Annotated in this window: 11 protein-coding genes and 1 pseudogene; 8 read left to right on the top strand and 4 right to left on the bottom strand. The window is 63.8% G+C overall.

The genetic code is table 11. The features are described from left to right. The first annotated feature begins 11 nt into the window (after positions 1–11). The gene (locus tag NA637_RS00795; RefSeq protein WP_256070498.1) at positions 12–935 is read left to right on the top strand and encodes an ABC transporter ATP-binding protein; all 924 of its coding nucleotides are present in this window, start codon (positions 12–14) and stop codon (positions 933–935) included. Between the two features lie 11 nt (positions 936–946). Continuing rightward, the gene (locus NA637_RS00790) at positions 947–1,708 is read left to right on the top strand and encodes an ABC transporter permease (protein WP_256070497.1); all 762 of its coding nucleotides are present in this window, start codon (positions 947–949) and stop codon (positions 1,706–1,708) included. A gap of 32 nt (positions 1,709–1,740) precedes the next feature. Here NA637_RS00790 and NA637_RS00785 read toward each other — a convergent pair whose 3' ends face one another. The 4 genes and pseudogenes from NA637_RS00785 to NA637_RS00770 all read right to left on the bottom strand — a co-directional run bounded on the left by NA637_RS00785 (position 1,741) and on the right by NA637_RS00770 (position 7,414). After that, positions 1,741–3,876, bottom strand: coding sequence for an amylo-alpha-1,6-glucosidase (locus NA637_RS00785; RefSeq protein ID WP_256070496.1), 2,136 nt, complete (start codon positions 3,874–3,876; stop codon positions 1,741–1,743). Continuing rightward, positions 3,873–4,937 (bottom strand): glycosyltransferase family 4 protein, encoded by a 1,065-nt coding sequence (locus NA637_RS00780; RefSeq protein ID WP_256070495.1) that lies wholly within the window; start codon positions 4,935–4,937, stop codon positions 3,873–3,875. Before NA637_RS00780 ends, NA637_RS00785 begins: the two co-directional genes overlap by 4 nt. Positions 4,938–5,207: 270 nt before the next feature. Beyond that, positions 5,208–6,398 (bottom strand): methionine adenosyltransferase, encoded by a 1,191-nt coding sequence (gene metK / locus NA637_RS00775; protein WP_256070494.1) that lies wholly within the window; start codon positions 6,396–6,398, stop codon positions 5,208–5,210. A gap of 15 nt (positions 6,399–6,413) precedes the next feature. Next, positions 6,414–7,414 (bottom strand): annotated as a pseudogene (locus tag NA637_RS00770) (ArsR/SmtB family transcription factor). 53 nt (positions 7,415–7,467) lie between these two features. Between NA637_RS00770 and NA637_RS00765 the strand changes: the two are divergent. From NA637_RS00765 to NA637_RS00740, 6 genes are all read left to right on the top strand, one after another. After that, positions 7,468–7,767 carry a hypothetical protein gene (locus NA637_RS00765; protein WP_256070493.1) on the top strand — a complete coding sequence of 100 codons (300 nt, stop codon included), beginning with the start codon at positions 7,468–7,470 and terminating at the stop codon, positions 7,765–7,767. Between the two features lie 123 nt (positions 7,768–7,890). Continuing rightward, positions 7,891–9,888: a transketolase gene (tkt, locus tag NA637_RS00760; RefSeq protein WP_256070492.1), complete on the top strand. Its 1,998-nt coding sequence runs from the start codon at positions 7,891–7,893 to the stop codon at positions 9,886–9,888. A 111-nt stretch (positions 9,889–9,999) separates the two neighbouring features. Beyond that, complete coding sequence (epd, locus tag NA637_RS00755; RefSeq protein ID WP_256070491.1) at positions 10,000–11,052, top strand: erythrose-4-phosphate dehydrogenase; 1,053 nt, start codon at positions 10,000–10,002, stop codon at positions 11,050–11,052. Positions 11,053–11,129: 77 nt separating this feature from the next. Beyond that, positions 11,130–12,290, top strand: coding sequence for a phosphoglycerate kinase (locus tag NA637_RS00750; RefSeq protein ID WP_256070490.1), 1,161 nt, complete (start codon positions 11,130–11,132; stop codon positions 12,288–12,290). A 102-nt stretch (positions 12,291–12,392) separates the two neighbouring features. Continuing rightward, positions 12,393–12,587 (top strand): hypothetical protein, encoded by a 195-nt coding sequence (locus NA637_RS00745; RefSeq protein WP_256070489.1) that lies wholly within the window; start codon positions 12,393–12,395, stop codon positions 12,585–12,587. Between the two features lie 17 nt (positions 12,588–12,604). Next, positions 12,605–12,937: an MliC family protein gene (locus tag NA637_RS00740; RefSeq protein WP_256070488.1), complete on the top strand. Its 333-nt coding sequence runs from the start codon at positions 12,605–12,607 to the stop codon at positions 12,935–12,937. Positions 12,938–13,090 lie beyond the last annotated feature (153 nt).

Here is a 13,090-nt window from a genome sequence, read left to right as displayed (position 1 = left end):
GTGATTCATCAGTGCAACCCGTGATCACCATCGAGCACCTCACCAAGACCTACGCGTCGGGGCATCCAGCGCTCAAGCAGATCGATCTGGAGATCCACAAGGGCGAGATCTTTGCTCTGCTCGGGCCCAACGGTGCGGGCAAAACCACGCTGATCAGCATCATCTGCGGGATCGTCAATCCCGGCAGCGGTCGAGTGCGGGTCGATGGCTTCGATATCATCGACGACTACCGCGCCGCGCGCTCGAAGATCGGCCTGGTGCCGCAGGAGCTGTACAACGAGGGTTTCGAGAGTGTCTGGGCGACGGTGCGCTTTTCCCGCGGGCTGTTCGGCAAGGCGCCGGACGATGCCTACCTGGAGCAATTGCTGCGCGATCTGTCGCTTTGGGAGAAGAAGAGCGCGCGCATCATCGAATTGTCCGGCGGCATGAAACGCCGGGTGATGATTGCCAAGGCGCTGTCCCATGAGCCGAGCATCCTGTTTCTCGACGAGCCCACGGCAGGCGTTGACGTCGAACTGCGCCGCGACATGTGGGAAATGGTCCGCCGTCTGCGTGAGCGCGGGGTGACCATCATCCTCACCACCCATTACATCGAGGAAGCCGAGGAAATGGCCGATCGCATCGGCGTGATCAGCAAGGGCGAGATCATCCTGGTCGAGGACAAGAAAGCGCTGATGCAGAAGCTTGGCACCAAGCAGCTGACCCTGCATCTGCAACGGCCGCTGGCGGCGATCCCGGGCGAGCTGGCCGGCTATCCGCTGGAGCTGGCTGATGCCGGCAACCAGCTGGTGTTCACCTTCGATGCCCAGCACGAGGACACCGGCATCGCCGAGCTGCTCAGGCGCCTGGCCGAGCACGGCATCGACTTCAAGGACCTGCAGTCGAGCCAGAGCTCGCTGGAAGAAATCTTCGTCAACCTCGTTCACGGTCGCTGAAGGAAAGAACCATGAATTTCTACGCGATCCGCGCGATCTATCTGTTCGAACTGGCACGCACCTGGCGCACCCTGCTGCAGAGCATCGCCACCCCGGTTATCTCGACCTCGCTGTATTTCGTGGTGTTCGGCTCGGCCATCGGCGCGCGCATGGAGGCCATGCACGGCATTCCCTACGGCGCCTTCATCATCCCCGGCCTGATCATGATGGCGCTGCTCACCGAGAGCATCTCCAACGCCTCGTTCGGCATCTACATGCCGCGCTATTCCGGGACCATCTACGAGGTGCTGTCGGCACCGGTGTCCTATGTCGAGATCGTCATCGGCTATGTCGGTGCGGCGGCGACCAAGTCGCTGGTGCTCGGCGTGATCATTCTTGTCACCGCGCGGCTGTTCGTCGATTACCAGGTCCAGCACCCGCTGATGATGACGCTGTTCCTGGTACTGACGGCGATTACCTTCTGCCTGTTCGGCTTCATCATCGGCATCTGGGCCGATGGTTGGGAAAAGCTGCAGATCGTGCCGTCACTGATCGTCATGCCGCTGGCCTTTCTTGGTGGCAGCTTCTATTCCATCGAAATGCTGCCGCCGCTGTGGCAGAAGGTCACGCTGTTCAATCCCGTGGTGTACCTGATCAGCGGCTTCCGCTGGAGCTTCTATGGCGTCTCCGACGTCAATGTCGCGGTCAGCCTGGGCATGACGATGGGCTTTCTGGCGCTGTGTCTGGTACTGATCTGGTGGATATTCCGCACGGGTTACCGGCTCAAGAACTGATGACAGGCACCCCGCCATTGGCGGGGTGCCGTTTACAGACAGATATCGACGCTGACAGGTTGTGGGCCGTGCTGGGCTTCGACGAAGGCCACCACGCGCCGATCCAGGCGCTGAAAGGTCAGGTCGATCAGTTGCTTCCCCACCGCCAAGCGCCGCAACTGCAAGCGGTCGATGCCGGCTGGCAGGCGCGGCTGGCGGATCTGGATGCGCTGCCGGCGACCATCCGCTTCCAGGCCGAGGCAGGCCTGCAACAGCATGAACACCGAGCCGGCCGCCCAGGCCTGCGGCAGACAGGCCACCGGATAGGCGGTCGGCGCTTCGCCCGGACTGCGGCTGAAACCGCAGAACAGCTCCGGTAGGCGCATGCCGAAATGCGTGGCGGCCTCGAACAGTCCGCTCAACAGGCGCACCACGCCGTCCCGTTCGCCATACTGCGCGAGCCCAGCGGCGCACAGTGCGACATCGTGCGGCCAGATCGAGCCGTTGTGGTAGGACATCGGATTGAAGCGTGCGGCTTCCGGGGCCAGGGTCCGGATACCCCAGCCGGAGTTGAACGCGCCTGCCAGCAGCTGCTGCGCCAGAGCTCGGCCGCGTACCGCTTCCGGCAGGCCGCAATACAGCAGATGCCCGGCGTTTGAGGTGCGAATCCGGCACGGCTCTCCGGCGCCGTCGATGGCCAACGCGTAGAACTGCTGGTCGTCCAGCCAGAATTGCCGCTCCACCGCCGCGCGTAGCCGCTCGGCCTGCTGGCGCCAATGAGCGGCGCTGTCGGCGTCGCCGTGCCAGCCGGCCAGCTCTGCCATGGCCAGGTAGGCACGGAAGGCATAGCCCTGCACCTCGACCAGCGCAATGGGACCGTCCGGCGTCCGCCCGTCGGCGTGGAACACCGAATCGTGACTGTCTTTCCAGCCCTGATTGAGCAGGCCGCTGGCCTCGCCGCGGGCATAGGCGAGAAAGCCCTCGGCATGATTGGCGGCGTTCTGTTCCACCCAGCCGACTGCCGAGCGCAGTGCCGGCCAAATCGACTCGATGAACGGACGGTCGCCGCTGCGTCGGGCGTAGGCGCCCGCCAGCACCACGAACAGCGGCGTGGTGTCGACGCCGCCGTAGTAGCGCCCGAACGGCAGCTCATTGACCGCCGACATCTCGCCCTTGCGCGTCTCGTGCATGATCTTGCCGGGCTCGGCATCCCGGAAGCTGGAGGTCTCGCTGGCCTGATGCGAGGCCAGGTACGCAAGCACGCCGCGCGCCAGGCCCGGGTCGAGCCAGAGCGTCTGCAGCGCGGTGAAGATCGCGTCTCGTCCGAAGGGAGTGGAGAACCAGGGGATCCCGGCATAGGGATAAGGCCCGGTGGGCAGCTCGGTGGTGAGCAAGGCAACGTCGGCGCGTGACTTGTCCAACCAAGCCTGGAACAAACGCCCGGAACTCTGTAGCCGTGCGCCTCGCTGCTGGCGCCGACGCATGCCGCGGCGGGCCTGTGCCGCGGCCTGGCGAAAGCGCGCCTGCCCCGGCTCGGCTGGCTCGCTGCCGAATTCCAGATACAGCGTCCAGCGCTCGCCGGCTTCCAGATCGACACGGAAATCGGCCTGGCAGTCGGTGAGACGAATCGGCGTCAGCGAAAAGCTTAGCGCGCTGCAGCGCAGTTGGTCATCGAGACCGGCATAACGCAGCGTGACGTGGCGTTCGCCGAGTTCGGACGGATGATGCTCGCCCCGCTGAGCGCGGGTCTGTCCGCGCACCTCGAACATATCGTGAAAGTCCGCCGCAAACGCCAGCGAAAGCGGGATCGGGGTCGGCTGGTCGCTGTAGTTGACCAGGCTTAGCCGCTCATACAGGCGTCCCTGCCAGAGGAAACGCTTGCGCTCGATATGAATCACCCCTTGCGGGGTGCTGGTGTCGCCGAGCGGTGGCAAGGGATGGTTGCTCAGGTGCGCGGTGAAATAGACGTTGTCCTGGCTGACGGTTGCCGATAGCAGCGAAGCGGGTTGACCGGCCAGGCGCAACTGCAAGCGCGAAAGCACCCTGGTGTCGTTGCGGAACAAGCCGTCATCGGTGCCCTGAACGTCGCCAAAGGCATCGGCCACCAGGAAAGTGTCGCCATCCTTGAGCACGTAAAGCGTACGCGGGAGGTGCGCTTGGTGAGTGTCGTAGGGACTGTTCATCGTCATGCCAGCTTCTGTAACGGTTGATGAGGACCGGTGTCACCCAGCAGCTTCCAGTACAGCTCCAGATAGCGGCGCGCCATGGCGAGAGCGGAGAAGCGCTGTTCGAAAACCTCACGCACGCGGCGTCTGTCCAGCTGTTGCAGCTGATCAACGGCGGCAACCGCAGCGTCCTCGCTGGTGACAATGAAGCCGTTCACCCCATGCTCGACGATTTCCGGCACCGAACCGCAGCGCCAGGCGATCACTGGTGTGCCACAGGCCATTGCCTCGATCATCACCAGTCCGAAGGGCTCGGGCCAGTCGATCGGGAACAGCAGAGCGCGGGCGTTGCCGAGAAAATCGGATTTATCGGCGTCACCAATTTCACCGATGAACTCCACCAAGGGATGGTCCAGCAGGGGGCGGATGTCCTGTTCGAAATACTTGCGGTCGGCGCTGTCCACCTTGGCAGCGATCTTCAGCGGCAGGCCGACCCGGCGGGCGATCGCGATGGCGCGGTCGGGACGCTTTTCCGGAGATATACGCCCTAGGAAGGCCAGATAGCCGCCGTCGCCCTCGGCATGGAAGCGGTAAGCCGAGCTGTTCAGGCCGTGGTGAATGGTGTCGCACCAGTTGGCGAAAGCCAGCGGGCCACGTTGATCATGGGAGATCGACACCAGCGGGTAACGATGCCAGCGGCGGTACACCTCGCCAAGGTCGTTGAGGTCGAGGCGGCCATGCAGCGTGGTCAGAGTGCGCTCGGCGATGTCCTCGAAAAACGGGAAGTGCAACAGGTCGACGTGAAAATGGAGGATGTCGAATTCGTCGGCACGGGCGCGAACCTCATCCATCAATCGCAGGTGGCTGGCCAGGTCTGATTTCAGCGTTGCCGGATCCAGCCGTAGGGCGCGTTCGCGTACAGCAACCAGGTTGGCCGAGGTTTGGGCGTCGGCTGCCGCAAACAGCGTGACCTGATGACCCAGTTCCACCAGCGCTTCGGCCAGGTGCGCCACGACCCGTTCGGTACCACCGTAGAGTCGGGGCGGAACCGCTTCGTAAAGCGGTGCGATCTGCGCAATCTTCATCAATGGCCTCCTTGAACCGGATGAACAGAGCGAGAACGTTGTAGGCAAACGTCTCCAGGCTTAAGACGAACTATGGGATAGGGTCGGGTCTGGCATTTTCAAGCCTGCAGCTTGCTGCCGTTTGTCGGCAGGCGGGCTGGTGCCATGCCCCGTTTCGACGCGCTGGCTGCCAGGCTTTCGTCATGGCGTGACGAGTTCAGGCGGCTGCACAACGAAAAACCCGCGCAGCGGATGCTGGCGGGTTTCGTGAAGCTTGAGCGCGCCGCTGCTTTACAGTCCGGCAGCCGCGCGCAGGGCGTCGGCCTTGTCGGTCTTTTCCCAGGTGAAGGCGGTGAAGGTGTCGCCACCGACCGTCATCTCGTGGGGATCGCGACCGAAGTGGCCGTAGGCCGCGGTGGCCTTGTACATCGGGTGCAGCAGATCGAGCAGGGTGGTGATCGCGTAGGGGCGCAGATCGAAATGTTCGCGGACCAGGGCGACGATCTTCTCGTCGCCGAGCTTGCCGGTGCCGAAGGTATTGATGGCGATCGAGGTCGGCTGGGCCACGCCGATGGCGTAGGAGACCTGGATTTCGCAGCGCTCGGCCAGGCCGGCGGCGACGATGTTCTTCGCCACGTAGCGGCCGGCGTAGGCCGCCGAACGGTCGACCTTGGACGGGTCCTTGCCGGAGAACGCGCCGCCGCCGTGACGGGCCATGCCGCCGTAGGTGTCGACGATGATCTTGCGCCCGGTCAGGCCGCAGTCGCCCACCGGGCCGCCGATGATGAACTGGCCGGTCGGGTTGATATGGAACTGGGTGTCCTTGTGCAGCAGCTCGGCCGGGATCACGTGCTTGACGATCAGCTCCATCACCGCTTCCTTGAGGTCCGAATGCTTGACCTCAGGGTTGTGCTGGGTGGAGAGCACGATGGCGTCGATGCCGACCACCTTGCCGCCTTCGTAGCGGCAGGTGACCTGACTCTTGGCGTCCGGACGCAGCCACGGCAGCAGGCCGTTCTTGCGCGCTTCGGCCTGGCGCTGGACCAGCGCGTGGGAAAAACGGATCGGCGCCGGCATCAGCACGTCGGTTTCGTTGCTGGCGTAGCCGAACATCAGGCCCTGATCGCCGGCGCCCTGGTCTTCCGGCTTGCTGCGGTCGACGCCCTGGGCGATGTCCACCGACTGCTTGCCGATGATGTTGATGATGCCGCAGGTGGCGCCATCGAAGCCGACCTCCGAGCTGTTGTAACCGATGTCGATGATGACGTCGCGCACCAGCTGCTCGAGGTCGACCCAGGCGCTGGTGGTGACTTCGCCGGCGACGATCGCCACACCGGTCTTGACCAGCGTCTCGCAGGCCACGCGGGCGTGTTTGTCCTCGGCGATGATGGCGTCCAGCACCGCATCGGAGATCTGGTCGGCAATCTTGTCCGGGTGCCCTTCGGACACGGACTCGGAGGTGAAAATCGAGTATTCGCTCATCTATCGGTTCCTAAATTACCGGTGGGTGAGACGGCTGTCAGGGCGGGCCGGGAAAAGTACCGGGCCTGGATCTGAAAACCGTTCTTCAAGCCAATATAGAGGCTCTCGCCGGGCGTGAGCCCCGCGGCATCGGCCCAACGGGCCAGATCGTCCTGTTCGAAACCCAGCCAGAGATCGCCGCAGGCCTCCCTGGCCCAGCTCTGGTTGTGGCTGCACAGCTCGGTGACCAGCAGGCTGCCGCCCATGTTCACCAGCCGTGCCAGTTGTTTCAGCGCCTCGCCGGGCGCCGCCAGGTGATGCAGCACCATGTTCAGCACCACGCAGTCGGCCGGCGCGCAGTCGTCGTGCAGGGCATCGGCGAGCTTCAGCTCGACGTTTGTCAGCCCCGCCTCCTGGCAACGCGCCCGCGCCAGGTCAAGCATGGCGGGGCTGTTGTCCAGCGCCACTACGCGGGCGAAGCGCCGCGCCAGCTCCGGCAGGAAGCTGCCATCCCCGGGCCCGACTTCCAGCGCCGTGGCGCGGGCATCGAAGTTCAGTACATCGAGCAAGGCCAGCACGCTGTCGCGATACTGCGGCAGGCCGGCGATCAGGTCCTGGCGGGCCTGGAAGCTGCTCGCCATGCGCGCGAAGAAATCCTCGCTGGCGGCGCTGCGCTGGGCATGCACGGCGGCGATACGGGCCTCGATCTCGCGCGGCAGCTGCAGCCGGTCGGCTTCCTCGAGCAGCGCCGCGTGCAGCTTGCCGCCGAGACTGTCGAGCTGCGGCAGGCTGCGCCGGTAGAACACCGCGTTGCCTTCGCGGCGGGTGGCGAGCAGCCCGGCCTGGGTCAGCACCTTGAGGTGATGGCTGATGCCGGATTGCCCCGTGGCGAAGATCTGTGCCAGTTCGAGCACGCCGAACGAATCGTTGGCGAGCGCACGCAGCACCTTCAGCCGCAACGAATCGCCGCCGGCCTTGCACAGGGCGGCGAGTTGGTCGCTGTCGGCGAAAGACATCCGGGAAATGCGCAGGCTCATAGGCGACGCAGTCTAGTCGGTCGTTTTTCGCCCGGCAATGGCAATATCAAAAAGTGTTGATATTGGACGGGCCGAAATCCATCCGCCAGGCTGTCAATACCCATGCCACAGGACGCCAGGCCGAGGCCCGGCAGGAAGAAACTCGGCAGCAGATCGAGCACCCGTTGCAATCGCTCGTGGCTGGACAGGCGGCGCGAGACCAGGCTGTAGGTGAAATCGACACGTCGACCAAGGCCCAGATGGCGATCAGCGCCAGCGCCTGCGGCGCGAAGGGTTGCGCCGGCTGCATGAAGGACTATTTGCTGCAACATCTGCCGGCCATCGACAGCTGTGGCGTCAGGCTGCTCGACTAAATCAGGGGGCATTGGCGGCAGCGCGGCGCTTATTCAGTCATTGCCCCGCCCCCCGCGGTAGGGGAAAATGACCGCCTTTTCCGCCCCCTTCATTTCCGAAGCTACCCCGCAGGAGATTCAGCGATGCCCAGCCGTCGTGAGCGAGCCAATGCCATCCGCGCCCTCAGCATGGATGCCGTGCAGAAAGCCAACAGCGGCCACCCGGGCGCCCCCATGGGCATGGCTGACATCGCCGAGGTGCTCTGGCGCGACCATCTGAAGCACAGTCCGACCAACCCGCACTGGGCCGACCGCGACCGCTTCGTGCTGTCCAACGGCCACGGCTCGATGCTGATCTACTCGCTGCTGCACCTGACCGGTTACGACCTGTCCATCGACGACCTGAAGAACTTCCGCCAGCTGCACAGCAAGACGCCAGGTCACCCGGAGTTCGGCTACACCGCCGGCGTCGAGACCACCACCGGTCCGCTGGGCCAGGGTCTGGCCAACGCGGTCGGTTTCGCCCTGGCGGAAAAGGTCATGGCTGCGCAGTTCAACCGCGATGGCTACGACATCGTCGATCACCACACCTATGTGTTCATGGGCGATGGCTGTCTGATGGAAGGGATTTCCCACGAGGTCTGCTCGCTGGCCGGCACCCTCGGCTTGAACAAGCTGATCGGCTTCTATGACGACAACGGCATCTCCATCGATGGCGAAGTTCATGGCTGGTTCACCGATGACACGCCACGCCGCTTCGAGGCCTACGGCTGGCAGGTGATTCGTAACGTCGATGGTCATGACCCCGACGAAATCCAGATCGCCCTCGACACCGCAGGCAAGAGCGACCGCCCGACGCTGATCTGCTGCAAGACCATCATCGGCTTCGGCTCGCCGAACAAGCAGGGCAAGGAGCAATCCCATGGCGCCGCGCTGGGCGACGCCGAGATCGCCCTGACCCGCGAGGCGCTGGGCTGGCGATACGGTCCGTTCGAGATTCCCGCGGAGATCTATGCCGAGTGGGATGCCAAGCAGAAGGGCGCCGAGGCCGAGACCGTATGGAACCAGCGCTTCGCCGCCTACGAAACCGAATTCCCGGCCCTGGCCGCCGAGTTCAAGCGGCGCATGGCCGGCGAGCTGCCGGCCGATTTCGCCGAGAAGGCCAGCGAGTTCATCCGTGAAGTGGCCACCAAGGGCGAAACCATTGCCAGCCGCAAGGCCAGCCAGAACTGCCTGAACGCCTTCGGCCCGCTGCTGCCGGAACTGCTTGGTGGTTCGGCCGACCTGGCCGGCTCCAACCTGACGCTGTGGAAGGGCTGCAAGCCGGTGGTCGCCGAGGATGCCTCGGGCAACTACATGTACTACGGCGTGCGCGAATTCGGCATGGCGGCGATCATGAACGGCGTCGCCCTGCACGGCGGCCTGATCCCCTATGGCGCGACCTTCCTGATGTTCATGGAATACGCACGCAACGCGGTGCGCATGTCGGCACTGATGAAGCAGCGGGTGATCTACGTCTTCACCCATGATTCCATCGGCCTCGGCGAGGACGGCCCGACCCATCAGCCAGTCGAGCAGCTGACCAGCCTGCGCAGCACGCCGAACCTGGATACCTGGCGCCCGGCCGACACGGTCGAGTCGGCGGTGGCCTGGAAGCACGCCATCGAGCGCAAGGATGGCCCGAGCGCGCTGATCTTCTCGCGGCAGAACCTGCCGTACCACATCCGCGACAACGAGACCGAAGCGTCGATTTCCAAAGGTGGCTACATCCTCAAGAATTGCGTCGGCGAGCCGGAGCTGATCCTCATCGCCACCGGTTCGGAAGTCGGCCTGGCCGTTCAGGCCTATGACAAGCTCACCGAGCAGGGCCGCAACGTGCGTGTCGTCTCGATGCCGTGCACCAGCGTCTTCGATGCCCAGGAGGCTGGCTGGAAGCAGCAGGTGCTACCAGTGGAAGTCGGTGCACGGATCGCCATCGAGGCGGCGCATGCCGACTACTGGTACAAGTACGTCGGCCTCGACGGCCGCATCATCGGCATGACCACCTACGGCGAATCGGCTCCGGCCAATCAGCTGTTCGAGGCGTTCGGCTTTACGGTCGACAACATCCTTGCGGTGGCTGAAGAGCTTCTCGAAGATTAAAAGACGCTAGAGGTTGGCGGCTGGAGGCTGAACGACAGGCGGCACCGAGTTGCTTTTTCGTCCAGCCTCCAGCCTTTAGCCTCAAGCGGCTTGAAAACAGGCCGAATCTCAATGCCGCACAATCGCTCTCGCCCCTACCGCATTGCCCTCAACGGCTACGGCCGTATCGGACGCTGCGTGTTGCGTGCCTTCTACGAGCGCAACGCGGCCTTCGATTTCGAGATCGTTGCCCTCAACGACCTCGCCGACATGGCCAGTCTTGAGTACCTCACCCGTTTCGACTCCACCCATGGCCGCTTTCCCGGCGCCGTGGCGGTGGAAGGCGATTGTCTGTATCTGAACGGCCACTGCGTGAAGGTCTTGCGCGAGCCGACGCCCGAAGCGATTGACTGGCGCGATCTGGGCGTGGACCTGGTGCTCGAGTGTTCCGGTGCCTACAGCACGCGTGCCGGCGGGGAGCGCTTTCTCGCGGCAGGTGTTCCGCGCGTGTTGTTTTCGCAACCCATGAACGGGGCCGCTGACGTCGATGCGACGGTGGTCATGGGCATCAACCATGAACAGCTGACAGGCGCCGAACGACTGGTTTCCAACGCGTCCTGCACCACCAACTGCGGCGTACCGCTGCTCAAGCTGCTCAACGATGCCATCGGGCTCGATTACGTCTCGATCACCACGATTCACTCGGCGATGAACGATCAGCCGGTCATCGACGCCTATCACCACGATGATCTGCGCCGCACGCGCTCGGCCTTCCAGTCGGTGATCCCGGTGTCGACCGGCCTGGCAAAAGGCATCGAACGCCTGCTGCCGGAACTCTCGGGGCGGATTCAGGCCAAAGCCGTGCGGGTGCCGACGGTGAATGTGTCCTGTCTGGATATCACGCTGCAGACCGCCTGCGATACCGATGCGCATACGATCAACCGGGTGCTGCGCGAGGCCGCCGAAGACGGGCCCTTGCAGGGCTTGCTGGCGTATACCGAGCTGCCTCATGCCAGCTGCGATTTCAATCACGATCCGCATTCGGCGATCGTCGACGGCAGCCTGACGCGTGCCTCAGGGCCGCGGCTGGTGAACCTGCTGGCCTGGTTCGACAACGAGTGGGGTTTCGCCAACCGCATGCTCGACGTGGCCGATCATTATTTGCGCGTCGCCCACCGCGCCTAAGCGTCACTGTCTGGCGGGCTGTGCCTGGCCGGCCGCAGCTTACACATATCGCCGTTCTTGAACTTAAGGAAGATCACATGACCGTTTTGAAGATGACCGACCTCGACCTCCAGGGTAAGCGCGTGCTGATCCGTGAGGATCTCAACGTGCCGGTGAAGGATGGCGCGGTTAAAAGCGATGCGCGCATCCTCGCTTCCCTGCCAACCATCAAGCTGGCACTGGAAAAGGGCGCCGCGGTGATGGTCTGCTCGCATCTGGGCCGTCCGGAAGAGGGCGTCTACAGCGAGGAGGACAGCCTCAAGCCGGTCGCTGATTACCTGAGCAAGGCGCTTGGCCGCGAAGTGCCGCTGATCAAGGACTACCTCGGCGGCGTGCAGGTGCAGGCCGGTGAGCTGGTGCTGCTGGAGAACGTGCGTTTCAACAAGGGTGAAAAGAAGAACACCGACGAGCTGGCGCAGCAGTACGCGGCGCTGTGCGACGTGTTCGTCATGGACGCCTTCGGCACTGCGCACCGCGCCCAGGGCTCGACCCACGGCGTGGCCAAGTTCGCCAAGGTGGCCTGTGCCGGCCCGCTGCTGGCAGCCGAGCTGGATGCCCTGGGCAAAGCGCTGAAGCATCCGGCTCAGCCGATGGCAGCCATCGTCGCCGGCTCCAAAGTCTCCACCAAGCTGAACGTGCTCAACAGCCTGAGCCAGGTCTGCAACCAGCTGATCGTCGGCGGTGGTATCGCCAACACCTTCCTGGCTGCGGCCGGTTTCCCGGTGGGCAAGTCGTTGTACGAAGCCGATCTGGTCGACACCGCCAAGGCCATCGCCGCCAAGGTCAGCGTGCCGCTGCCGGTCGACGTGGTCGTGGCCAAGGCTTTCGCTGAAGATGCCGAAGCCACCGTCAAGGCGGTCGCGGACGTGGCCGAGGACGACATGATTCTGGACATCGGCCCGCAGACCGCAGCCAACTTTGCCGAACTGCTGAAGTCGTCGAAGACCATCCTCTGGAACGGCCCGGTCGGTGTGTTCGAGTTCGATCAGTTTGGCAACGGCACCCAGGTGCTGGCACAGGCCATCGCGCAAAGCCCGGCATTCTCCATCGCGGGTGGCGGCGACACCCTGGCGGCTATCGATAAGTATGGTGTCGGCGAACAGATTTCCTACATCTCCACCGGCGGCGGCGCCTTCCTCGAGTTCGTCGAAGGTAAGGTTCTGCCTGCCGTGGAAGTGCTGGAGCAGCGCGCAAAGTAAGACGGCCGCTGGCCTTTTGGTCGTTACAAGCGTAACGGCACAGGCAACCCCTGCGGTTGGTTGCTGTCTCTGTTCTGTCCAGACGAGGAATGGAGGCTCACCATGCGTTACGCCGCACTAGCTGTTTGCTGTCTTGGCCTGGCCGGTTGTGCCGGAGGTCCACCAGACTCGCTCTGTGAAGTGATCGACCCGCCACCGGTGCAAAGCCCGACCGCGCAGAACGATCAGCGCATCGAGATGCAGAGCACTGGCGACCCGACTGCAGGCACCGCTGCCGACGTCCAGGACTGTTCCTGAGCCCGCTAGGAGAACCGATGAAAGGCCTGCTCATTTCGATTGCTGCGTTACTGCTTGGCGGGTGCGGCCACTGGCAATCCGGCCCGGACGCACCCTTCATAGGCTGGAAGTGCCAGAGCACGCAGAACATTGCCTGGCGCTATGTGGATCAAAGCCGCCAGATGGTGGAGCTGAAAATCGGCGACAGCCAGCAAGTCCATAGGTTGCGCAAGGAACCCGTGGCCCATGGAGCTTTCTATAGCGATGGCGTTGTGGCCTTCCACGACAAGGGAACAGGCGCACTGGTCTATCGTCTGGCTGATGACAAGCTGCTCGCCCATGGTTGCAGCGCGTCGTTGATCAACATCTGATCGAAAAGGCAGGCGATTCTCCTGTTCTGCGGCGTTTTCCCCGGGCCTGATGGCTTTTGAGCCATCCGCCACTACAATGCCGCGCCATACTGCGTGGTGCTTGAACAGCGCCGGCCCCTGCGGCAGGCTTTACATGATTAAACGACCCTAACC

This window comes from Stutzerimonas stutzeri (assembly GCF_024448935.1).
GTDB classification, from domain to species: Bacteria; Pseudomonadota; Gammaproteobacteria; order Pseudomonadales; family Pseudomonadaceae; genus Stutzerimonas; species Stutzerimonas stutzeri_AO.
This window is presented reverse-complemented; position numbering and strand designations above follow the sequence as displayed.

Excerpts from the sequence above, each read along its gene's own strand:
- NA637_RS00780 (WP_256070495.1), bottom strand. The coding sequence starts at position 4,937 with ATGAAGATTGCGCAGATCGCACCGCTTTACGAAGCGGTTCCGCCCCGA.
- NA637_RS00750 (WP_256070490.1), top strand. The coding sequence starts at position 11,130 with ATGACCGTTTTGAAGATGACCGACCTCGACCTCCAGGGTAAGCGCGTG.
- NA637_RS00785 (WP_256070496.1), bottom strand. The coding sequence starts at position 3,876 with ATGACGATGAACAGTCCCTACGACACTCACCAAGCGCACCTCCCGCGT.
- metK (WP_256070494.1), bottom strand. The coding sequence starts at position 6,398 with ATGAGCGAATACTCGATTTTCACCTCCGAGTCCGTGTCCGAAGGGCAC.
- NA637_RS00790 (WP_256070497.1), top strand. The coding sequence starts at position 947 with ATGAATTTCTACGCGATCCGCGCGATCTATCTGTTCGAACTGGCACGC.
- NA637_RS00745 (WP_256070489.1), top strand. The coding sequence starts at position 12,393 with ATGCGTTACGCCGCACTAGCTGTTTGCTGTCTTGGCCTGGCCGGTTGT.
- epd (WP_256070491.1), top strand. The coding sequence starts at position 10,000 with ATGCCGCACAATCGCTCTCGCCCCTACCGCATTGCCCTCAACGGCTAC.
- tkt (WP_256070492.1), top strand. The coding sequence starts at position 7,891 with ATGCCCAGCCGTCGTGAGCGAGCCAATGCCATCCGCGCCCTCAGCATG.
- NA637_RS00740 (WP_256070488.1), top strand. The coding sequence starts at position 12,605 with ATGAAAGGCCTGCTCATTTCGATTGCTGCGTTACTGCTTGGCGGGTGC.